The following is a 23,150-nucleotide window of genomic DNA, read 5'->3' on the forward strand; positions in this document are numbered from 1 at the left end:
TGCCGCTATGACCGCATCATCTGCTGTCGACACACGTCCAGAATGCTGCGTTCGTCCGATAAGTGCGAGACTTGAATGTTCTCGGCCATCAGTGGTCCGGCGACGCTAGTATATTCATTGAGGTCCAATGAATTCATGATCACCGATACCGCCCAACCACGTCGAGCTAAACCAACCAGCGCGCCGATGGTTTCGGGTGGCGCCTGTTGCAAAATGACGAGCAGCGTGGTCTCGTTGGACAAACGAGATTCCGATTCAATCAAGAATTCCGCAAGGGTCAGTCCGTCGGTTCGTTCGAGTCGGGCGAGCGTTCGGATCATCGCTTGCAGATGAACCGGGCCTCGTTCAACACTGATGATCACCGGTCGCAAGCGGTCGTTCGTGACGCTCATTTTGGCCGCTTCCCCGGCACTGGACCGCTGTCGAAACGGATCACTGACACGGTGGTCGCCGCGGAAACCCTCCTCGCGAACTCGATCGGCCGCGTCGCGTCCATTGGTTGCCAAACCAAACGGTTCACCTGCGTCGTGCAATGCCGCCGCGATCGACGCCGCTGCTGTGATGGCCAAATCCGTTCGAAACGGTTCATGGCGATCGGGGTTGGTGTCGACGTGCATGTCCAAGATCAGTGTCGAACCGATCACCGATGAAGGCTCATAGATCTTGCTGTGCAACGTTCCCGTTCGCGCCGTTGCCGCCCAGTGGACACTTCGCATCGGGTCGCCGATCTGCCATTGGCGAATGCCTCGCAAGCGGGTCGGGTCCGGCATGATATTTGCGCGGATACGAATCTCGCCGATGGGACGACGCGAACCGATTTCGAAGGTCGACAACAATTCGATCTTTGGAAGCACCGTCACGAACACCGGCCGCGTACCCAAGCGAAAACGACGGTACATGCCGACCGGGTCGCCCGTTTCCAACACCGTCGGACCGATTTGATAGTAACCGCGTCGTCGACAATGAATCGTGTATCGCAAATACTTCGTCTGCCCCGGCCACAGCGATAGCACTTGCAAGCGTGGCCCATCGATGGTCAAGGGAGCGGCCCGATACAATTCGCTCGCCGAGTCGGATTCTTCGTTCTCCGTCGCCGTCAAACGCGGCAGAAGATCTTCCGCCAAAACCCAAGCGACAGGAAGTTTGCCCCGATTGGTTACGGCAACCGTGATCGGGATCTTGGACCCGATGCGAACGGCCAAATCGCCGCTTTCGGGATCATCATTGGTGGGCGCTTCGTCGATCGACGGTAGTCCGTCCTGGCGGACCGCGACGACGTTCTCGGACCATTCCGACGAGAGATACGCTCCGCCAGCGACGACAAGGGCCACCGTCATCGCCGCCGTCATCCACAATCCTGCACCGGCGATCATGCCAAGGACCAACACGCCGGCGCAGATCGCAACGATGGTGAACGTGCTCGAAGAGGACGTCGTTGTCGAAGAAGACGCGTTAGGATCGTTCATGGAAAACGGCGTCGTTTATGATTGAATCGTCGGGACGGCGATTTCGCCAAGAATCTCTTCGAGGATTTTTTCCGTCGTTAGTTTTCTCAATCGACTCTCGGGTCTCATGATCAACCGATGGTTCATGACCGGCGCGATGATTTTCTTGATATCGTCGGGCAGGACAAAACTCCGTCCGCGAATCGCCGCCATCGCTTGGCCACAACGAAACAACGCGATCGTCGCACGTGGGCTGCCACCGAGTGCCAAGTGTTCGTTGTGTCGCGTCTCGTGAACGACCTGCAAGATGTAGTGTCGAACCCGCGGATCGACGTGGACCTCTCGAATCCGGGCTTGAGCTTCGACGAGCTGCTCCGCCGTCGCAACCGCACCGATCGTGTCCACCGGATGGGTGCGTTGCAACATATCCAGCATTCGCATCTCTTCCTCGACGGTCGGATACCCGAGCGAAAATCGCATCAAGAACCGATCCAGCTGCGCTTCGGGCAACGGAAACGTTCCCTCGTGATCGACCGGGTTCTGAGTCGCGATGACGAGGAAGGGCGGCTTGAGCGTGTAGGTCTTTCCGTCGACGGTCACACGTCCTTCGGCCATCGCTTCGAGCAACGAAGCCTGCGTTCGCGGCGTGGCTCGGTTGATCTCGTCGGCCAGCAATATTTGCGTGAACACCGGGCCGGGACGAAACTCAAACTCCGAGTCCTTTTGGTTGAAAATAGACGTGCCCGTCACATCGGTGGGCAGTAAGTCGGGCGTACACTGTACCCGCTTGAACTGGCAACCGAGACTCTTGGCGAGCGCACGGGCGAGCATCGTCTTGGCGACGCCTGGGACGTCTTCGAGCAAAATGTGCCCTCCGCTCAACCAGGCAACAAGTGACAAGACCAGTTGCTTACGTTTGCCGACGATCGCCAATTCAACATTACCGATCACCCGCTTGGCGAGTTCGGCAACGGGCGTTACGTCGATGTGTCCGGGCGAAGCCGGTGGCATCCCGGCGGGCGGCATCCCAGCAGGCAGTGGGGCGACGGGATTGGGAGGCGGCAAAGACGGAACTCCGAAAAGGCTACTCGTACATTAACCGCCCCATTGTACCTCAAGAAGTCGAGCGGGGGTGGCCACTCTAACGACTTGCCAAGTCAAGATTGATTCTAGACCAACCACGTGCTAGCGGCTGGTTGATTGAATTAGCCGTACCTCGTTAGCGGCGGTTAACCGGACTTGTTGATTGAATTAGCCGTTCCGCGTTAGCGGCGGTTAACCGGACGCCAACCGGGGCTAACGCTGCGCTGTTCAAAAATTTGGTATCGCGATATTTTCATTATCCGCAACTTCCTGTCACCTCTCCCAGCAAAGCTGGGGGAGGTCGGATCGAGCGAAGCAAGATCCGGGAGGGGGCATCCCCAGGGCAAACCAAGCCGATCCAACCAAACAACGCCCGTGCCCCCTCCCTCGCGGACTCCTGAACGTCGTCGCTCGACCTCCCCCAAACTGCGTTCGGGAGAGGTCACAGGTGGACAAGAAACTGCTGGGAGAAAAAGGAAAAACAACGAGTCAACACCGAATTTTGAACTGCCTAGGCTGACGCCCATCGGGTAATTGTTGTCATTCGGGTTACCAAAACATCTAAAACAACAGCCCGCTAGTGCACTACGGCTGTTGAAATGGTTATTAACTGCGAACAATCGCTACGCGACCGGCTTGGTCATGAACTTCGTTTCCGCTGCGATATCGCTATCGTCGGGGGTTGCATCGCTGTCTACGTCGAACCACTCTTCTTCGAATTTCAAGTAACCGCTCTCGCCACGGTTGGCTCGCTTGAGCGCCACGTTGGTGCCCAAGGCGATGACCGCGTCACCCATCGCGACGGCCGGATAGCAACGCGGTTTGTTCTCCGGATCGGGGTTGCGGATGCAATAGGCCCAGTGTTCGATCTCTTCTTGGTAACCACGGCTGACCGGACCGGACGAAGCGGCTTGGGCGACCGGTGCTGAGTAATCGCCCGATGCCGAGGTGTCCAATGCGTAACCGCCGGCTTTCTTCGCGACGCCGACTTTGCTGCTCGTGTCGCTGTCACGATAAAGATAAACGTCGGTTTCTTTGTCGAGAACCAAAGTCCCCTTCGTGCCCATAACGACTTCACCCCAACCGCCCCAGCCGTTGCCGTTGATCGACGAATAGGTCACCACAACCTTCTTGTTCGGATCGGTTTCGTAACCGGCGACCGGTCCGTTTCCGGGACTCTTGGGGTTGGGATATTTTTCAACGCGATCGTAGTAACCGACGTTGAACGCTTCGGAGTACTCGGGGCCGGGGAACTCGAACATGCAATACACGTGATCGCCGACTTCGCGATCGACGGGCATGATGTGCCGTCCGCCAACGGCGTGAACGCTGAGCGGATGCACCTTCTTGCCATCGTCACGCAAAGAACTCAAGAAAATGCTGACCGCATCGAGTTGGTGGCTGCCCAGTTCCGCCATCAGGCCCGCACCGGTTCGTTGGAACAATCGCCAGCGGTGCAGTTCCTCCATCGCGGTGAACATCTTGTCGCCGACGGAGAAGTCCGTGTAACCGTGATCCTTCGGGTCGACGTTCTTGTCAGCATCCCACGCTTGCCATAACGCGATCTCTTGTTGCAGTCGCACGATTTCGTCCGGATCGGACGACTCCTTGAGCAACTTCCGACGATGGTCGATGTCTTTGGCGATTCGATCGAAGTTTTTGCCGTCGACCATTTCGCCACCGGGAATCGGCATCGACCAACTGTCGCCACCGGGCAAGTTGCCACGGTGCCATTGAGCGCGGATATGGTGCAATTGGCCGAGCAATCCCCAACGGATCAGGTTGACCGCATTCTCGTACTTGACGTTGTAGTGGCGTTGGTGACCGGTCGCCAAGTGCAGCGGGTTGCCATCCTTGTCTTTGAGTTCGGCGGCCATTCGCGACATGACTTTGCACTGGGCGACGTTGTGGGCCATCAATTTTTCCGTCAGCACGTGAAGACCGCGTTCCATCGCCAAGGCGGCGACGGGTGCGTGCAACCACAACGGCAAGGCGATGATGACCGCTTCAATGTCTTTGTTGTCCAGGCACTCCATGATGCCGCCGTTGCTGCCGTCGTAAACCTTAACGTTCTTGCGTGCTTCGGCTTCGTCCTTGTAACCGGCGACTTTGATCAGTCCGGGACGGCGTTGCAAAGCGGAGGGACTCGACCAGTCACCGTGGAAGGCACGATGTTGGCTGTAGGGTCGAATGTCACAAATCGCTTTGACGTCGACGTAATCCGGGTTGCATCCACCGATCAGCACGTTGCCTTCGTCACCGGTACCGATGACGGCAACCCGGACGGGGTCCTTGACCTTACCGTAACCGAAGTACGCCGCGCCCAACCCCGCGCCACTGACCGCGCCGGTCGCCACGATACCGCGGAGGAAGTCGCGCCGGTTGACGTCGTAGTAGCTACCGACAGCGGAGTAGTAATTTTGTTCGCCAACGTTGCGTTGGTCTGAAGAGAGTTTATCGACCACGAAAATTCACTCCTATCGAGTGCCAAGTAGGGATGGGTGCGGGTTGAGGTGAAGCGGACGCCACCGTGGGGGCATCCAGTGCGTAGGGTTAAGCGTGCGAAGGCTTACTGTGGACTTTGCGAACGAGCAGGTGTAGGAAAAAATCCAAGCCTGCGAATCGGCCCGCGCCCGTCGAAGCGAGGACCAAACACGCCAAGCATTCGATCAACTGATAATTGGATGAGCCCGGTCCGGTCGTCGGCGGGTACTGGCTTAGAAAGACTGAACCGAGAAAACCTGCCGCAGCCAACGCAGCAACGGGAGTGAAAAGCCCTAAAATCAATAGCCAACCGATTGTCATGTCGAAGTACGGCACCAAACCGTCGATGACGCTCGTATCCATCAAGGCGACTCGCGGTCTCACCAACTGATACGCAAGATGTCGCTGCCGCTGTTCGTCGGTGGCGACCTGGTTTTGGGCGGTTTCGTAGTTTTCCCAAATCATGTCGATTTGGTCAAAAACCGGCGAGATCTTTTGCGTCAATTCGCGACGTACCGATTCTCGTTGCCCCGCCAGAGAGTCGACTCCGCTACGGACGGGATCTTTGTCCAAATCATCGATCCGACCCAATCCGAGCTGGAATTCTTGGATGTCGTTGGCGGCCAATTCGACGACGTACTCGTACTGCTGGACCGCTTTCGCGTAATTATCCTGTGCCAGAGCGACCTGCTTTTCATTGAAACCGAAATGTTTAGCGATCCGATCACGGTAAGTCGCCCACACGATCAAAGTTTGATCTTTATCCAGACGAACCGTTCCGTCGTTGTCCCAAACGAGTTGGCGAAACTGACCGGCAAACGGGCCTTTCGCATTGGCGAAAAACGGTTTGGCCGTCCAATCGCCGGCGCGATACTTTTCCGTCCCCTCGCTGAGGAAGTGGTAGCCGACCGTGAACCGCAGTATCACCAACATGGCGACCGCGATTTGACCGAGCACACGAGGCGAAAGTCCGTATCCGACGGCCAAACGTAATGGGAACAACAGAATTTTGGCCACCGAGAACGGTCTCCAGGCAGTAGTGAAACGAAGGCGGGGAGGGGATCACCGGAACCGACGGGGACATCCTCCGTTAGCAACCGGGAAAGGCAGGCGAAGGCCCAGTATGGCATCAAAATGGGCAGTCGCCAAGCGATCGAATCGGAAAGAAGCTTTCCGATCCTTTCGATCGACGCCAATCCGCTAGCGGGCTGTTGATTAAATCTGCATCGGAACCCGAAGCGTTAGCGAGGGATATCTACAGAGAATTGAATGGCGTTCAATCCCTCGCTGACGCGTCGCGTTACGATTAAATCGTCAGCCCGCTAGCCTTGACCTATCGAGCATAATCCAACGGGTAGCATAATCGGAACTCAGAAACGGTGCGAGATTTTGTATCGCCGATGCAACTCGAAACCGCTGCGGATTTCCGCTACGTTTGGGCCCCCATCTGTCCGCCGTCGGGGATCGTGTCGCTTTCGCCCACGAAGTCGTTTGCCCTGCTTTATCATCTGGAGTTTTCCGATCGTGTCGATTTCCATCATGCGTCGTTTTTCGTTCTGTGCCGGCCATCGGCTGGTAGGCCACGAAGGCAAATGCCAAAACTTGCACGGACATAATTACGTCCTCGAGGTATATGTCACTGGCCAAGAACAAGACGCCGTCGGCCGGATACTGGATTTCAAACAGCTCAAAATGCGTTGCAAAGGTTGGATCGATGAGAATTGGGACCACGCCTTTGTGTTGTGGGAACAAGACCAAAACGGTCTCGACGCGATTCGCAGTTCCCACCCGCATCGGATCTATGAACTCGATACGAACCCGACGGCCGAGAACATGGCAAAACACTTCTTGCAATTCGTCTGCCCGAAAATACTGGCCGACACCGGTGCATCGGCCTTCAAGGTACGGCTTTGGGAAAGCGAAGAGACCTACGCCGAGGTGACGTTGGACTGAAGACAAAGGCTTCGATTCTTGCTAAACTCATCCACGTCGAATGAGTGGGCATCGGGCCAGAAACTGAGCTGCCGGGTCTGCGCCGCGGCGGCTCGACCCAGCCTACTTTTACAGTCATGGAAACGTAATCAGTGAAGCTTCGTGTCGGTCTGATCGGCTTAGGTGAACAGTGGCAGACCATGCATCGTCCTGCTTTGCGGATGTTGACCGAACGGTTTGACGTTAGGGCGATTTATTGCACAGTCGCTAAATTGGCCGAGAACGCGGTTTCCGAATTCCAAGCCGATCCGGTCGACGGATTCGAAGCGATGGTTCATCGCGACGATATCGACGCCGTGCTGATACTCGAACCGACGTGGCTGGGACACCTCCCGGCGCTGGCCGCGTGCAAGGCGGGCAAGGCGATCTATTGGGCCAGTGGTTTGGATTTCGATCCGGTCGGTGACGCCCCATTTCGACGGTGCGTTGAAGAATCAGGGATCGCGTTCATGGCGAGCTTCCCCAAGCGATTCGCCCCGGCAACTTTGCGGCTGAAAGAGTTGATCGCGACCAGCTTGGGCCGACCGAGGCTGTTGTTTTGCCACAAGCGAATCAGTTCGCCCGAGCAACAAACGTTCGAGCAAACGCGATCGCAAATGAGATCCGAATTGATCGAGCTGATCGATTGGTGCTCCTACGTCGTGGCGGGTCAAAGCGAGAGTGTGATGTCGGCGAACTGCCTGCCAAGCGACCCGTGGGATTATCGCGCTCTCAGCCTGCGTTTCAACACCGGGCGAGCGGCCACATCAGTCGAACTGCCCGCCGCCGCCGCCGAAATCTGGGAAACGCCCGCAAATTTCGCGACCTCACGAGAATCGACCGCCGCATCGGGAGTGATCGGTTCTCGCACCCCCAATGATCCACCACCGACGAACGGCCAACCAAGTAACCCCTCTCCATCGGCGGTCACTGCGCAGATCAGTTGCGGCAATTACATCCCCGCCAAATGGCAAGAGGCGATCGGCTTTCGGCCACCTGCGGGAATGCAGGTTTGTTGCCAACACGGCGTCGCATTCATCGATTTGCCTGGAACGTTGGTTTGGTTCGACGACGCCGGCCGCCACCAAGAGTCGCTCGACGGGGAAACACCAGTGGGTGAGAAAATGCTCGGTCAATTTCACCGTGCCGTTACCAGCCTAGTCCGAAACTTGAGCGGCCTCGAAGACGCCTTTGCCGCCTCAGCGATCCTGCGAGCGGCCGAACAAAGCAGCCAGGAAGGCCGCCGAATCCAAATGCTTTCGTAGGCCGGGTGAAGAGTGAAGAGTTAAGAGTTAAGAGTGAAGAGTAGGCTGGGTCGTAGCCGCTTCGGCGAAGACCCGGCAGCCAACCTCCAACCTCCAACCTCCAACCTCCAACCTCCAACCGCCAACCGCCAACCGCCAACCGCCAACCGCCAACTAACCGCAGTGCCGGGTCTCCGCCGAAGCGGCTGCGACCCAGCCTACGTTTTGAATGAAGTTTGCCGACAAAATGACCGATTCATCTTGCTGTGATAGGCCTCGCGCCTAGAATGCAGTCAGCAAGCCTTGTGAGGCTTGTCAGGCTCAGCCAAACACATCGGCAGAGGGATCATTTTTAGGGTTCGTCCTAGCCAACTAAAGGCAAGTGCAGTAGCACGCCGAGGCTAGTCCGATTCTCCCAGCGGCTCCATTTTGCCGCCGACTGGCTGTAGCCGAATTGAACCGGTAGGGGGTCTCGATGGAGACAACCTGCCGGTTTTTTTTTGCGATGTGGGTTTCTATTCGCTATGTCGCATGAAGCCCAATCGAATGCGGCTTGCTCCTTAATTAAGCGTCCATGTCGCTTTGTTGGGCTCGCCCGCATCTTCGAAAGGCAACCCCGCCTAACGGCACATCCGCACCTGACATTGTTCACGTACCGAATACAAGCCCGGGCTTGTATGCGCGTCGGGCTGGGATGCGCGTCAGCCAGGGATGTACGTCGTTCTATTCGACCAGCGCGTACAGTCCGCCGGTTTCTCGCCGAAGCTTGCCTTGCTCGGCCAAGTATCGCCACATCGCCGGCGGATACTGATCCGGTGGACGGATCGCCGCGATCGATGACCGCGAGCCTGACGACATCGGACCGTAACCCAAACTCGATTCGTCGTCCAATCGCATCAGCTTGATCCGCTTGCGAAACGCCTTCATCGCCATCTGCAATTCTTCTTTGCTGAAGGGCGGCTCAGAAGCCTCAGTCATTCCAGTATCTCCGTTGGGTGAAAAGAGCGCGTTCAAAAGAAGTCAGTCGCGCCGCTTGTGCCGATTGTAGCTACCCCTGTTGATCGACGTTGGCTTTTTTGGTCAGGCAGACTTTTCTGTAGAGGCGATCTGGACCGAAACCATCTTTGTGAGGCAACCGGATATCGCCTCGCTCACCGCGGAGGGACCCGCGTCAGCTTTCTCGATGAACCCAAGAAAAACTGCCGCCATGAACCCCATTGATGAGATCGACCGACACCTCCGACAAGCTGAAGACGCGATTTCTCGAGCGATCGAAGGGGAGGATCACCGCCCGACTCAGGCATCGAGTGCTGGTCCCGCGCCGTTGGCATCATTGTTGCTTGTCGTGTCTGCCCAAAGCACTACGCTGGACGACGGTCGCTGGCAATTTGCGATCGAAACTGCTCAAGGAGTTCCCGTTTTGGAAGCCGACGACCATGAACCGGGCGATCTGAACCGACTGACACTATTGGCGGCCGTCCGAGGCCTCGAGGCGATCGACGGTTCAGCAAGCGTGACGTTGTTGTCCCATAACCGCTACCTGATTCGCTCGCTGACCGATTCATTACCGAGATGGCGGCGCAGCGATTTTGTGTGGGACCACTTTGGTCGCCGCGTCGAAGTCCAACATGCCGATCTGTGGCGGAGGATCGATCACGCGTTGGGGATCCACGAGGTCCAAGCGTGTCTGTTGACCGCTCGCATGGTCAGCCGCCCCAATGGTGACAGCACCCAATGGATTCGAACCGACCCGGCCGATTCGGTCCCCGCCCCGGCGGGCCTGTCACGCGCCACGGCTGAGAGTCCGGCTGCCGCCCCCCTGGGCGATTCCGAAAGCCGGATCTCATTCACTCACCGCAAACAAAATGTGCCCGCTCCGCACCTCAGCGGCACCAATCGATTGCGTGATTGGGTCTTGCGGTCGGCCGTCGACACGAGCCACCGCGCCCAACAAATCGCGATGCTCGATCAACGCTTGAAGTAACTCCAACGCACGACCAACCAACGTTTCCACGACGCGCCCACTCGCTCAACACCGCCCGCTCAACACCGCCCGCTCAACATCGAACGTCCAATCGAACCCACCATGAACACCACGCTTTCGCTCTCCAGCCTCCAGTCGCTCATTGATGGTAACATGTCTGACCCCGGTAGTTTGTTGGGACCTCACCCGATCAACTATCGTGGTACTCAGGCGACCGCGATCCGCGTCTTTCAACCCAACGCACAATCGATGTGGGTGATCGATTCGGCCAACGGCGTGAAACGGCCGATGCGACGCGTTCACCCTGAAGGCATTTTTGAAGCCATCTGCGACGAATCCACCAAGAATCACTACAAAGTTGAAATGATTGACAAAAAAGGCGAAACGACTCAATCGACCGACCCCTATGCCGTCCCCAGCATGTTCACCGACTTTGATCGGTACTTGCTCGGTGAAGGTCGGCACCACAACATGTACGAGCGGCTCGGGGCCCAGCTTCGCACCGTCGACGGTGTCGCCGGCGTCAACTTCGCCGTTTGGGCACCCAATGCCAAGTCCGTCCAAGCGGTGGGCGACTTCAACGGCTGGGACGGCCGGCAGAACGCCGCGTCGGTAATGCCCAGCCTGGGCATTTGGGAAGTCTTTGTCCCCCACGCGAAACCGGGGCAGAAGTATAAGTTTCGCATCCAGTCCCAGTCCGGGCGATGGATGGACAAGTGCGATCCGCTGGCGTTCGCCTCCGAGTTGCCGCCTCTTACGGCCAACATTATCTCGGACATCAATACTTATGCGTGGAGCGACGGCGACTGGATGCAACAACGCGCCGAGTTCGACGCGATGCACCGACCGATGAACGTCTATGAAGTCCATTTGGGTAGTTGGCAGAAAGGCCCCGGTCGCACGCACGGTTGGCTGAACTATCGCGACTTGGCGACGCGATTGGTGGACTACTGCCACCGGATGAACTTCACCCACATCGAATTGATGCCGATCAGCGAACACCCCTTCACGGGTTCGTGGGGTTATCAAAGCGTTGGCTATTTCGCACCGACGAGTCGGCATGGCAGCCCCGAGGACTTCATGTTCTTCGTCGACCACATGCACCAAAACGGCATCGGCGTGTTGATCGACTGGGTGCCCGCACACTTCCCCAAAGATGATCACGGGCTGCGGCAGTTTGACGGCTCGGCGTTGTACGAGCACGCCGATCCGCGTCAAGGCGAACACCCGGACTGGGGCACGATGATCTTCAACTTCGGACGCAACGAAGTGAAGAACTTCCTGATCGCCAACGCGTTGTTCTGGCTCGATAAATATCACATCGACGGACTCCGCGTGGACGCCGTCGCATCAATGCTCTACCTCGACTACAGCCGCGAGGATGGCCAGTGGGTGCCGAACCGTTACGGCGGTCGCGAGAACCTCGAGGCGATCGACTTCCTGCGTGAGTTCAACATCGCCGTTCACGAAAATCACCCCGGCGTCGTCACGGCCGCCGAAGAGTCCACCGCATGGCCGGGCGTTTCACGCCCGACCTACGACGGCGGCCTTGGTTTCACCTACAAGTGGAACATGGGGTGGATGAACGACACGTTGCGCTACATGCGAAACGAACCGATCCATCGCCAATATCATCAGAACGAGCTGACGTTCAGTCTGATCTACGCCTTCACTGAAAACTTCATGCTGCCGCTATCGCACGACGAAGTGGTTCATGGCAAAGGATCGTTGATCAGCCAAATGCCGGGCGACATGTGGCAGAAATTCGCGAACCTGCGATTGCTTTACACATACATGTGGACGCACCCGGGCAAGAAGCTGTTGTTCATGGGCGGTGAATTGGCTCAGTGGAACGAATGGAATGCCGACGACGGACCGACCTGGGAACTACTCGATTTCGCGACGCATCGCGGAGTCCAACAATGTGTTGCGGACTTGAACAAACTTGTGATCGAAAACCCAGCCCTGCATTATCACGATTTCAGTGGCGAAGGATTTGAGTGGGTTGATTGCCAAAATTCTCAAGACAGCACGTTGGTGTACCTGCGAAAGGGAAGCGAAGGTCATGCCCCGCTGCTGGTGTGCAGTAACTTCACGCCGGTTCCCCGTGTTGATTATCGAATCGGCGTTCCTGAAATGGGGTTCTGGAAAGAGGTGTTCAACAGCGATAGCGAGGCCTATGGCGGGTCGAATGTGGGTAACTATCCCGGCCGCGAAACGACCGGAGTGGCTCACCATGGACGTCCCGACAGTATCCAGGCAACCTTGCCACCGCTTGGGACGACCATCTTCCGCCTCGAGCGGTAGGCTATAGGTGGTGGCGACTTTGAAGTCGCCGTGCACGAATACGGCGACTGAAAGTCGCCGCCACTTGGTGCAAGGGCCATCGACGCGGTATGATGATGTGACGGAGAAGCCACGACTCGGATAAGTCCGGCGGCTGATCCGATTCCCACTTCTCGGCTGTCACCCACGGGCGGAATCTCATGAGCGTTCAAATGCAGCTTGCTCGGATCATCATTTCCGAGCTGACTGACAACCAAGTCATCTACCTCAAAGAGGTTGATGGTGAACGACAATTCCCCATCATGATCGGAATCTTTGAGGCGACGAACATCGACCGTCGGGTTAAGCATGACTACGTTCCGCCACGCCCGTTGACGCATGACTTGATCGTGTCGGTCGCCGAGGCACTCGATGCCACGATCGAACAAGTCGTTATCAGCGACCTGTCCGAGCACACTTATTTTGCCCAACTGCATCTGCGTCGGTCGTCGGGCGAATTGGTGGAGGTCGACGCCCGCCCGAGTGACGCGATCGCTGTCGCGGTCACCTTCGACCCGCCATTGCCGATTTACGTCGCCGAAGAAGTCTTAAACGACGCCACCGGCCAAGACGCCCCCGACGATGAAACGATCTGACGGCGATCGCCCAGTAAAACGGTTTTTAAACACAGTGCAACAGTTTTCAAACATCGATGAGACCCGGCATTGGTGTCTTCAACAGCGTCGCCAGAATCGAACGATCGGATTGGTCCCCACCATGGGTGCGTTGCACGAAGGACACCTCGCTTTGATGCGTCGCGCAAAACGCGAATGTGATCTTTGCATCGCGACGATCTTCGTAAACCCGACGCAGTTCGCCGCCGGCGAGGATCTCACACGCTACCCGCGTCCGCTCCAACGCGATCTCGAATTGCTCGAGCGTGAAAACGTCGATGCGGTTTTCCTTCCCGACGAATCGATGATGTATCCTTCGGGATTTGGAACTTATGTCAGCCCGCCGCCGGTCGCGTTGCCACTCGAAGGTGAGTCACGACCGGAACACTTTCGCGGTGTCACGACGGTGGTCATGAAATTATTTCAGATCGCGCAAGCCGATCGGGCGTTCTTTGGCCAAAAAGACTTTCAGCAACTTCGCGTGATCGAGGACATGACGCGCGACCTGAATGTGCCGATCGAAATCATCCGCTGTGACATCGTCCGCGAATCGGACGGTTTAGCTATGAGCAGTCGCAACCGCTACCTCAACGACGAGCAACGCCAACGGGCCTTGTCACTTTCCCGAGCACTTACGGCAGCTAAGAATTTGAACCAATCAGGCGAACGCGACATCGCGACGATCGAGGCTGTCATGAAAGCCGAACTCGCCGTTTGCGATCACGTCGACTACGCGGTGGTGGTGAATCGAACGACGTTGTTGCCGCCGACCGATTCGATCACCCGTCCGAACGAGTCAATCGCGCTAGTCGCCGCAAGAATCGGAAACACACGTTTGATTGATAACGAATTGCTATGAGTTTACCCAACCGTGGTATGTCCGATGATGAGCCCCCGAAACTCGGATTGCCCGCTCCTCCACCTCCCCGGTTTTGGGACCGTGTGTATGCGTCGAGTGTGTTCTATCCGACATTGGGTTGGAACGTATTGCTGGGGCGAATCCTCAAGATTCGAAACTGGTACGACGGCATCGATGAGTTTGTGATCGTCGGGGCGAGACCTTTTCGCCGCGATGTCATGGGATTGTCACAAATCGGCGTCAAGGCCGTCGTGAATACTTGCGAGGAATACGCCGGCCCGGTCATCGAATACGACCAATATGGGATCGAGCAACTGCACATCCCCACGACTGACTTCACGCATCCGTCGCTTGAAAATCTTCAAATGGGTGTTCAATTCGTTCAGGAGCATGTCGAGCGACAAGAACTGGTTTATATCCATTGCAAAGCCGGGCGAGCACGCAGTGCCACGGTCGCATTGTGTTGGTTGATCGCCCATCGAGGAATGACGCCCGAGGAGGCGCAAACGTTACTCTTGCAGAAACGCCCGCACGTGAATCCCCGCTTGACCGACCGTCCGGTCGTCCAAGCGTTCCTGCGGTCGCTTAACGAGTGACTTTTAATTTGGGACTTGGCTAGTGCTTTGTCTATCATCGTGGCACGGTGGTCTCCACCGTGATTCTCGACGGAGGACCGTCGAGCCACGTTGCTGACACCCTAAAATCAAATGTGTTTGAAGCTCTAGATTCCTTCCCGGTTCACGTGCATCGCGTCGCGATCGTGGCCCGGCGGCGGAGGATCCGACGGGCTGCCCCGTTTCTTCCCGAGTTTGAGCGACTCGCCTGTATCGCGATCGAACTTGTCTGGCGTGATCGAATCGGGAACGGAATCCCCGGTTTCGGCTCTCCACGTTTTCATCGCGGCGGTTAGTCGAGTTTGAACCTCGGTGTGCTCGTTCGAATCGATCAAATTGTTGGTTTGATAGGGATCCGACTTGCGGTCGTAGAGCTCGCGCGCAGGACGTGGTGCGCGGAGCACGTCGGCTTGGGCATCGGACAACTTCACGCCTTGGCCGGCGGCGCGACGAAGGTCCTGGTGCGTCGGACTGCGAACCGAATCCGCCGGTCCTTGGGACGCAAGTTCGGGTCGATCGTTTTCGATATAAAGGTATCGTTGGTCGCGAACGGCTCGACCGAGTGCTTCGTAATCGTGCCAGTTATGTTCGGAGAACGCGAACGGCCGGATCGATGCTTGTGGATCGTCGTACAACGGAACCATCGAAGGACCTTGGAACGTTTCCGGTCGATCGATCCCGGCCAATTCGGTAATCGTCGGCGCGATGTCGATCACGCTGACCAGCGAATCTGAACTTGTCCCCGGCTGCGAAATTCGGGGACCGGTTAGAATTAAAAAGGTTTGCATCCCGTCGTCGTTGAGCCGAGTCTTGCCGCGCGGGAAAGGCCGACCGTTGTCAGCGAGGACAAATAAGTAGGTATTGTCCCAAAGCTTCTCGCTTTTCAAAGCATCGACGACTTCGCCCACGAAGTGATCAAATCGTGTGACTTCGTTCAAATACGAAGCAAAGTCTTGGCGGGTCTCGGGAGTGTCCATGAAAGCGGGCGGCAGCGTCAGACTTTCGGGGCGGTGCATCGGTCCATAGGCAGCCTCATCCCATTGTCCGTCGGCGTCCCAAGCCCGGTGCGCGTCGTAGCTGGCCAACCACAGCATGAACGGCTGATCGACCGGGCGGTCCTTGACGGCATCGACCCAACGGGCATGGCCGCCACCGTTGCGAGTGGTCATTTCGGTGGGCTTGCCGTTGTCGATCCGGTCGAAAGCCGGCGTCGGTGCCGTTTCACCGTCGGGCACACCCGTCCAAGTCATGTGGTTCTTTCCCGAAAGAGCCGTGAAATAGCCCGCCTTGCGTAGGATTCCGGTAACCGAAGGGAGATGGCCGGGGATCGGTTTGTGCAGCTCACACGCCGGCCCGTTGTTGTGTGGATAGCGACCCGTGATGATCGACGCCCGACTGGGACTGCAACTGCTCGCCGTCAAGAACGCGTTGGTCATCCGCAGGCCTTCGCCGGCCAATGCGTCCAAACGCGGCGTGCGAGCATCCGGGCTCCCGTAGCAACCGATGTCTCGAAAACCGACGTCATCAGCGATGATCAGGACGAAATTGGGCCTCGATTCATTGTTACCGTCCGCAGCAGAAACTGGGGAGATTGAGGACAAAACGATCGCCACAGCGATCATACAAAAACGGGCGGAAGGGGACATCGGCGGGAGGGAAATCAAAGAGGAAACAAGCGGGTGGGGAGATTGGACTATAACATGTCGCGGCGCCCGATGCTGAGAGAAGACCGGTTGGGCAGACTTACCTAAACCCGCTAAGCTAATGCTTCTCGACCGACTCACCCCCAAGGACGGATTTGCCTGTGGCTCGTAACGAACAACTCATTCGCCAGCACAAGTTATTGCAGTTGCTGGAGTTTTCCCGGTTCGGCCGGACGATCGAAGAGCTTCGCAGCGATCTGGTCGCCGATCTGGGCTTGACGACCCTGCACGGACGAACCGTTCGTCGAGATATCGAGGCGCTGCAGGCGGCCGGATACGATATTCAAAATGACATGGTCGAACGCGGCCGAATTTACAAGCTCGGGCGCAACCATACCGCTGTCCATGAGATCGCTTTCTCCGCGACCGAACTGATTGCCCTCGCCATCGGCCGCGAACTGCTGACGCCGTTGATGGGGACACAGTATTGGCAGGGCATCGAGACGTTCTGGAACAAGGTCCAAGAGGCGATCCCGGAAGGCGTCTACGAGCACTACGAAAGGTATCGCAAAGTGCTTTACGTGTCCGGCACGCCTTCAAAAACCTACGCGGCCCAAGCGGGAATGCTCAAGACGATCACACGCTGCATCCTCGAACATCGTGTCGTCGAAATTCAGTACAAGTCGGTGGGGCGGGAAGCGAGCCGACGCCGGATCGAGCCATATGCGTTGGCAGTACACCAAAGCAGTATCTATGTCGTCGCGGCAGCACCCGAGGTGACCGATGCCTCGGAACGGCTCAGGAATTGGAAACTCGACCGATTTCAACAGGCAACCGTAACGGACGACTATTTCAAACCAGATAAGAAAGTCGATTTGAATCGCTTCCTATCCAAGAGCATCGGGATCTTTTCCGGTGAGTCGTCGACGCAGGTGCAGATTCGACTCGGCCCACGATCGGCGTCCTACTTAAAAGAAGACCCATGGCATCCCGATCAACGTCTCGAACCGATCGAATCAACGTCAGGCGGTCCCAACGAACCGACGGACTTTATCTTAACGGTACCGGCGACTCATCCCCGCGAACTACTACCCAAAGTGCTAGCCTTGGGAGCCGATGCGGAGGTGATCTCGCCGCCGGAATACCGTGAAGCGGTTGCCCAAGTCGTCTCGACGCTGTCATCGAGATACAAGATCGATGAAGCGTCGGACGCGAAGTAACAATCCGCTATTTAATGAACAGCATTTCTTGGTAGGTTGGCAACGGCCAAAGGTCGTCAGCGACCAAACCTTCCAAAGCGTCGACGCAGCGTCGAACGGCCAACATCAACGGCAGCACGACATCGCAACGATGACGAACCTCATCACCGATCGTTTGGCATTGGTCGTCTGCCACGGCGTGTTCCAAACTGGCCACGCTGTCTTGCAGATCCTTAACCAGAGACGTCACGCAGTCGAGCGTGTCGGTATCGAACTCGTACCCGACTAGCTTCAAATTCGCGCACGTCGAGGCCAACTCGGATTGATACCGGATCGCCGCCGGGAAGATCTGGCGTTTCGCCATGCTGATCACCAAATTGGCCTCCACATCGACCTTCAAGCAATACTGTTCTTGATAGGTTTCAAAACGGCTGTGAAGTTCCCGCTTCGACAGCACACCGTACTTCTCGAACAGTTCTTCGACTTCCGGCTTAACCAACTCGGGGAACGCGTCGGCGGCGGTTCTTAAGTTTTTCAGGCCGCGGCGTGCGGCTTCTTCATGCCACTCCTGGGAATAGCCGTCACCGTCGAACAGGATGCTCGAGCACTCCGTGATAATTTCCGTCAATAGTGACTGGATCGCTGCGTTGAGTTCGTCTGGATTGCCTGCCGTAGCAGCTTCTAGTTTGGTCGCACAGTAGTCGACCGACTCGGCAATGATCGTGTTCATCGCGACCAACGGACCGGCGATGGATTGCTCCGACCCGACGGCTCGGAATTCAAATCGGTTGCCTGTAAACGCGAACGGGCTTGTTCGGTTGCGGTCGCCGGAATCCTTCGGAAGGGGCGGCAACACGTCCACGCCGACCGTCAAGGTTCCCGACTTCAGTGATGAGTTCGCACCACCGGTTTTGATCTGATTGAATACGTCGGTCAATTGGTCACCGAGGAAGATCGAGATGATCGCCGGCGGGGCTTCGTTCGCCCCGAGTCGGTGATCGTTGCCCGCCGAGGCGACGACCGCACGCAACAAACCTTGATGCCGATACACGGCTCGAATCACTGCGGCGCAGAAGACAAGAAACTGTGCATTCTCGTGCGGCGTTTCGCCGGGGTCGAGCATGTTGCCTTGGGAGCTACTGCCCAACGACCAGTTCACGTGTTTTCCCGAACCGTTGACGCCGGCGAAGGGTTTTTCGTGCAACAAACACGCCATGCCATACTTTTCGGCGGTCTTGGTCAGCGTGCTCATCATTTGTTGCTGGTGATCGGCCGCCAAGTTTGCGGACTCGAACACCGGCGCAACCTCGAACTGCCCCGGAGCGACTTCGTTGTGCCGTGTTTTGACCGGAATGCCCAATTTGAACAACTGTCGTTCGGCATCGAGCATGAACGCCAACACACGCTCAGGAATATGACCAAAGTAGTGATCGTCAAATTCCTGGCCTTTGGGAGGCTTGCAACCGAACAACGTTCGACCCGCTGTCACAAGATCCGTCCGGGCGAAATAGAAGTGTCGATCGACAAGAAAATACTCTTGCTCCGGACCGGCCGTCGATGCCACGAACGCTCCGTCGGCATGCCCGAACAATTTCAGGATTCGTTGAGCCTGAATGTTGAGTGCTTGCATCGAACGCAAGACCGGCGTTTTCTTGTCGAGCGCTTCGCCGGACCAAGAAACGAACGCGGTGGGAATGCACAACGTCGTGCCATTGGGATTTTCCAGAATGTATGCCGGACTCGTCACGTCCCAAATCGTGTAGCCGCGAGCCTGAGACGTGACACGAATGCCGCCGGTCGGAAAACTCGACCCGTCTGGTTCACCCTGGACGAGCTGTTTGCCACTGAACTCCGACAGAGTACTACCGTCGCTCGTCGGGGATAAAAAACTATCGTGCTTCTCGGCCGTGGATCCGGTCAACGGATAAAAAATGTGGGCGTAGTGTGTCGCCCCTTTTTCCACTGCCCAATCCTTCATGGCCGACGCGACGATGTCGGCCGAAGTCGGATCGAGTTTCTCGCCCGACTCGATCGTCTTCATCAACGACTTGAAAACCGTTTTAGGCAGTCGATCCTTCATCACCGATTTGGTGAACACGTTCGACCCGTAGTACTCCTGAGGAGGCACGTCCTCGAACACGATCGGCGGCGACGAGATCGCGTAATTGATGGCTGCCGATAACGCAGCTTGGCGGGGCGACCCCGCACTACGAGCATGATTGGTGCCGGCGGCGGCACCGGACGATGAGTTGCCAGTTTTTGGCGGAGGAGCAAGTGTGGTGCTCATGAATCAGAAATCCTGCAAATGGTTACGCGGAAGAAGGGAAACAGTCTCAGTCACAAAGCTCGCGACACTTCGCGAACTAGTTCGTCACTGGCCATCCCTGGCGTCCAAAGCAGGCAGCGAGACGAGCGTCGTGCTCGTGCGTTTCATTACCGCTATCGAATTCACCGTCAAACGGAGCGATTCGTGTCGCTCGTTTTTAAAGCCCCCATCCATTCGCGATGCAAGGATTAGGCCGCCAAGCTCGGCCGATTCACCACGATTTCGCTTCGGCACGTCGCCACCCAATGAACTCGCCTGTTGGAGCAACGCCCGCCGTTAACGACGAAAACTTTTTTATTTTCTTCGCTTGACTTTCGCAAAATCAACGTCCTGCTTTCCCGTATCGCCCGTTTGCATTGCATCCAATGCCTGTTTTTTGGGACACCCCAAGAACCACAGACCATCGACCAAACGTTAAAATAAGCTTAGCGATCCGTCCTTTAACTTCCTCTTCACTCGAGAATCATCAGACCCGAACATGAGCACGATCACCCAAATCGAATTACTCCCCGAAGTCGAAGCGTTTCTCAACAACAGTCCTTTGGCGAGTTTCGTCGGCGGAAAAGATATGGTTTCCGCCAATGGCCAGACCGTCGCGACGCTCGATCCGGGATCGGGCGAGAAGATCGCGGACATCCAGGATCTCAGTGCCGACGAAGTCGACGCGGCGGTGCGTGTCGCCAACGAGGCCTTCCCGGCTTGGGCGTCGTTGCCTCGTGAGGAGCGATACGCGATCCTGCTGAAACTCGCCGACGCGGTCGAACAACACAAACCGATCATCGCCCAGATCGAAGCACTCGAGGCGGGCAAGATCGAAGCCCAGGCTCAAGGCGACGTGCAAAACATGGTCGACACTTTGCGTTACTTCGTGAGTCTCGACCGCGACGTCGAGCCGAGAGTCAAGCTCGATGTCGCCGGCCATGAAGCGTGGAAATTTCGCCAACCCTGGGGTGCCTGTGCCTTTATCTTCCCCTGGAATTTTCCGTTCCTGTTGATCGGATGGGGCATCTCACCCGCACTGGCTGCGGGGAACACCGTCGTCATCAAGCCCGCCGAAGACACGTCTTTGTCGGCGATCTACTTGGCCCGGCTCGCCAAACAAGTTGGTGTCCCCGACGGTGTGATCAATGTTGTCACCGGCCGCGGCGCGACTGCCGGAGCGGCACTGACCAATAACGCCGAAATCAAACGCATGTCGTTCACCGGTTCACCGGAAGTCGGACGTCTCGTCGGCGAAGCGTGTGGACGCAACCTGGTACCCGTCAAACTGGAACTCGGTGGCAAAGGAGCCGCCGTCGTGTTCAACGATGTCGATGTCCGAGCGACTGCGGAAAAACTCGTCGGGGCGATCACATTCCACACCGGTCAAGTGTGCTGCGATGCGACGCGTTGGTTGATTCAAAAAGACATCTACGACGAGTTCGTTCAACACTGCATCGATAAAATGAAAACGATTCGTATCGGCCACCCGCTCGACCCGAACAGCGACATGGGGCCGGTCGTCAACCCGAAACAACGTGAACGCGTTCTCGGCTACATTCAAAAAGGACAAGCCGCCGGAGCCAAGTGTTTGTGCGGAGGAGGGGCGGCCGAAGTCGAAGGGCAAAACGGGAACTACGTGCAGCCGTCGCTGCTGGCCGGATCACTCGACAACGTCGCCGCTCAGGAAGAGATCTTCGGCCCCGTGGCATTCTTGGCGACGTTTGAAACCGAAGAACAAGCCATCGCGATGGCCAACGACACCGATTACGGACTCGCCAATAGCGTATGGACTCAAGACGAATCGCGAGCCGCACGGGTTGCCGAGGCGATGATCGCGGGCAACAGTTGGATCAACGCGCATAACGTTTTTGCCCAAGGAGTCCCCTACGGAGGCGTCAACAAGAGCGGACTCGGCGGCGGAGTACTCTCGATCGAAACGCTCATGGACTACTACCGCAGCACCTCGGTCGTCCGCCCGCTGTGATCTATGTGATAACCCGAAGCGTGACGGCGTGTTGATTTAGTGAGCCTACGGCGCTAGCGGTCTGTCGGTTTAGCGCACGATTGGGCGTTTTCGTTTAACGGCAAGCCGCAGGCGTCTGCGTTCTCAAGGTCTATCGCCTGCGGCTTGCCGTTAAACGATTCAATCAACATGCCGTTACGTGCAAAGCAGTGTGTTGAACGAATCTCTAAAACTCATCCGCCTCGATCACTTCGTGACCATTGCGGGATCCGATCTTGTGACGAACGTCATCGTTGATCGCTTCGTTGGCGAATCGCACCGAGCCGTCGCACATTAAAAGATGCAGACCGCCGGGGTGGTAGCTGCCCATCGAGATCTCGATTTCGGCCCAACCAGCACCTTCGATGACGTCGAGATTAAAGGGGTATTGCAACGATCCCAATGCCTCGGAGAAGTCGGCACCGTTGGGCGCTCCAAGGGCCGTATCAATTTGAGGATGGTAAAGCATGAAATGATCGCACGTGCCGCAGGCATCGAACTCGATGAAACGAGTCTCACCGACCATGACGGTATTGCTCAGTCCATCCACAATGTCCGGAAATGCCAAGTTCGGCCGTTCGGGCCGGTTGTCACAGGGCGTCGCTGCCGATGTGATGTGGCAAAAATCGGTCGCAAGGAAAACCCCATCGCCTTGGTCGAAACCAACGTCTTCGGGGATGTTCACGAGCGGGTTGCGGGAGTAATCGTCCTTGCCGACGTTGCCGCCGCCGTTGCCCAAATAACTATTGAGCACGCGGCCGGTGATTTGATCAACGCTTTCAGCCATCGCAATCGGCCCGTATTGCGACGGGCATCGAAACGCCATCACCGGCGCTCGAGCCAACTCGCGAAAACGCTGACTTTCCAACAAGCCACCGGTCGCCCCACCCCGTTCGCCGTAGGGGATCGTGTCGGCCAATGCGGTCTGTTCCAAAAACGCCAAAATGTCCGTCGTCCAGCTATGCCCCCAGCCGCCTTTGGCACCCCAAGGGATTTTGCGGTAGGTCGACTCATAATTATGAAGTGCCAAGCCGATCTGTTTCAGATTGTTCGAACACTGGACCCGCCGCGCCGCCTCTCGGGCAGCCTGCACGGCTGGCAACAACAAACCGATCAATATCGCGATCACCGCAATCACGACCAGCAACTCCACCATCGTGAAGCCACTATGAAAGCATCTCGGCAAATCACTTGTTGAGCACCGGCGCGAGAGCCCACAACCTGATAATGAACCAGGTTTGGACACCAAAACTGAGCTGTGCGGGACGGGAGTGTTTCGCATCATCTCCCCATCTTCGCCGAACATCCCTCATTCGGCCAGTTCCTTTTTGGAAAGAATCCTAGACGCGATGGACAGTTTCCACGCCGTTTTTGG

General features: G+C 57.0%; 17 protein-coding genes. 9 read left to right on the plus strand and 8 right to left on the minus strand.

Going from position 1 to position 23,150, the window contains the following annotated elements; all coding sequences use genetic code 11:
• Positions 1–5: 5 nt before the first annotated feature.
• From Pla100_RS07620 to Pla100_RS07640, 4 genes are all read right to left on the minus strand, one after another.
• On the minus strand, positions 6–1,466 hold the full coding sequence (locus tag Pla100_RS07620) for a DUF58 domain-containing protein (protein WP_146577062.1): 1,461 nt from the start codon (positions 1,464–1,466) through the stop codon (positions 6–8).
• Between the two features lie 15 nt (positions 1,467–1,481).
• On the minus strand, positions 1,482–2,471 hold the full coding sequence (locus Pla100_RS07625; RefSeq protein ID WP_390620580.1) for an AAA family ATPase: 990 nt from the start codon (positions 2,469–2,471) through the stop codon (positions 1,482–1,484).
• A gap of 680 nt (positions 2,472–3,151) precedes the next feature.
• Positions 3,152–4,993, minus strand: a complete 1,842-nt coding sequence (locus Pla100_RS07635) for a Gfo/Idh/MocA family protein (protein WP_146577063.1) — start codon at positions 4,991–4,993, stop codon at positions 3,152–3,154.
• Positions 4,994–5,081: 88 nt separating this feature from the next.
• The gene (locus Pla100_RS07640) at positions 5,082–6,029 is read right to left on the minus strand and encodes a DoxX family protein (RefSeq protein ID WP_146577064.1); all 948 of its coding nucleotides are present in this window, start codon (positions 6,027–6,029) and stop codon (positions 5,082–5,084) included.
• Between the two features lie 522 nt (positions 6,030–6,551).
• Here Pla100_RS07640 and Pla100_RS07645 point away from each other — a divergent pair.
• Both Pla100_RS07645 and Pla100_RS07650 read left to right on the plus strand, forming a co-directional pair.
• Positions 6,552–6,965 (plus strand): 6-pyruvoyl trahydropterin synthase family protein, encoded by a 414-nt coding sequence (locus Pla100_RS07645; RefSeq protein ID WP_146577348.1) that lies wholly within the window; start codon positions 6,552–6,554, stop codon positions 6,963–6,965.
• A 131-nt stretch (positions 6,966–7,096) separates the two neighbouring features.
• The gene (locus tag Pla100_RS07650) at positions 7,097–8,248 is read left to right on the plus strand and encodes a Gfo/Idh/MocA family protein (RefSeq protein ID WP_146577065.1); all 1,152 of its coding nucleotides are present in this window, start codon (positions 7,097–7,099) and stop codon (positions 8,246–8,248) included.
• Between the two features lie 702 nt (positions 8,249–8,950).
• Here the strand turns inward: Pla100_RS07650 and Pla100_RS07655 are convergent.
• Positions 8,951–9,205, minus strand: coding sequence for a hypothetical protein (locus tag Pla100_RS07655; RefSeq protein WP_146577066.1), 255 nt, complete (start codon positions 9,203–9,205; stop codon positions 8,951–8,953).
• 229 nt (positions 9,206–9,434) lie between these two features.
• Between Pla100_RS07655 and Pla100_RS07660 the strand changes: the two genes are divergently transcribed.
• The 5 genes from Pla100_RS07660 (at position 9,435) to Pla100_RS07680 (ending at position 14,605) form a co-directional block, all read left to right on the plus strand.
• Complete coding sequence (locus Pla100_RS07660) at positions 9,435–10,211, plus strand: ribonuclease H family protein (RefSeq protein WP_231602811.1); 777 nt, start codon at positions 9,435–9,437, stop codon at positions 10,209–10,211.
• A gap of 102 nt (positions 10,212–10,313) precedes the next feature.
• Complete coding sequence (gene glgB / locus Pla100_RS07665; RefSeq protein ID WP_146577068.1) at positions 10,314–12,518, plus strand: 1,4-alpha-glucan branching protein GlgB; 2,205 nt, start codon at positions 10,314–10,316, stop codon at positions 12,516–12,518.
• 179 nt (positions 12,519–12,697) lie between these two features.
• On the plus strand, positions 12,698–13,132 hold the full coding sequence (locus Pla100_RS07670; RefSeq protein WP_146577069.1) for a bifunctional nuclease family protein: 435 nt from the start codon (positions 12,698–12,700) through the stop codon (positions 13,130–13,132).
• 34 nt (positions 13,133–13,166) lie between these two features.
• A complete protein-coding gene (panC, locus tag Pla100_RS07675; protein WP_197167761.1) occupies positions 13,167–14,009 on the plus strand; it encodes a pantoate--beta-alanine ligase in 843 nt (280 codons plus the stop codon).
• Complete coding sequence (locus tag Pla100_RS07680) at positions 14,006–14,605, plus strand: phosphatidylglycerophosphatase and protein-tyrosine phosphatase 1 family protein (protein WP_231602812.1); 600 nt, start codon at positions 14,006–14,008, stop codon at positions 14,603–14,605. The genes panC and Pla100_RS07680 overlap by 4 nt, the downstream gene beginning before the upstream one ends.
• Before the next feature lie 125 nt (positions 14,606–14,730).
• On the opposite strand, the gene Pla100_RS07685 is transcribed toward Pla100_RS07680, so the two are convergent.
• Positions 14,731–16,269, minus strand: coding sequence for a sulfatase family protein (locus Pla100_RS07685; protein WP_146577071.1), 1,539 nt, complete (start codon positions 16,267–16,269; stop codon positions 14,731–14,733).
• A 158-nt stretch (positions 16,270–16,427) separates the two neighbouring features.
• Between Pla100_RS07685 and Pla100_RS07690 the strand changes: the two genes are divergently transcribed.
• The gene (locus tag Pla100_RS07690) at positions 16,428–17,486 is read left to right on the plus strand and encodes a helix-turn-helix transcriptional regulator (RefSeq protein ID WP_146577072.1); all 1,059 of its coding nucleotides are present in this window, start codon (positions 16,428–16,430) and stop codon (positions 17,484–17,486) included.
• 7 nt (positions 17,487–17,493) lie between these two features.
• Here the strand turns inward: Pla100_RS07690 and Pla100_RS07695 are convergent, their stop codons facing one another.
• On the minus strand, positions 17,494–19,752 hold the full coding sequence (locus tag Pla100_RS07695) for a glutamine synthetase III family protein (protein ID WP_146577073.1): 2,259 nt from the start codon (positions 19,750–19,752) through the stop codon (positions 17,494–17,496).
• 517 nt (positions 19,753–20,269) lie between these two features.
• On the opposite strand from Pla100_RS07695, the gene Pla100_RS07700 reads away from it, so the two are divergent.
• Entirely contained in the window at positions 20,270–21,757 is a 1,488-nt protein-coding gene (locus Pla100_RS07700) for an aldehyde dehydrogenase family protein (RefSeq protein WP_146577074.1), read from the plus strand.
• Positions 21,758–21,962: 205 nt separating this feature from the next.
• Here Pla100_RS07700 and Pla100_RS07705 read toward each other — a convergent pair whose 3' ends face one another.
• Complete coding sequence (locus Pla100_RS07705; protein WP_390620581.1) at positions 21,963–23,021, minus strand: DUF1559 family PulG-like putative transporter; 1,059 nt, start codon at positions 23,019–23,021, stop codon at positions 21,963–21,965.
• Positions 23,022–23,150: the final 129 nt, after the last annotated feature.

Origin of the sequence: Neorhodopirellula pilleata, from assembly GCF_007859915.1 — a bacterium.
In the GTDB taxonomy this organism is placed as follows: Bacteria; Planctomycetota; Planctomycetia; order Pirellulales; family Pirellulaceae; genus Rhodopirellula; species Rhodopirellula pilleata.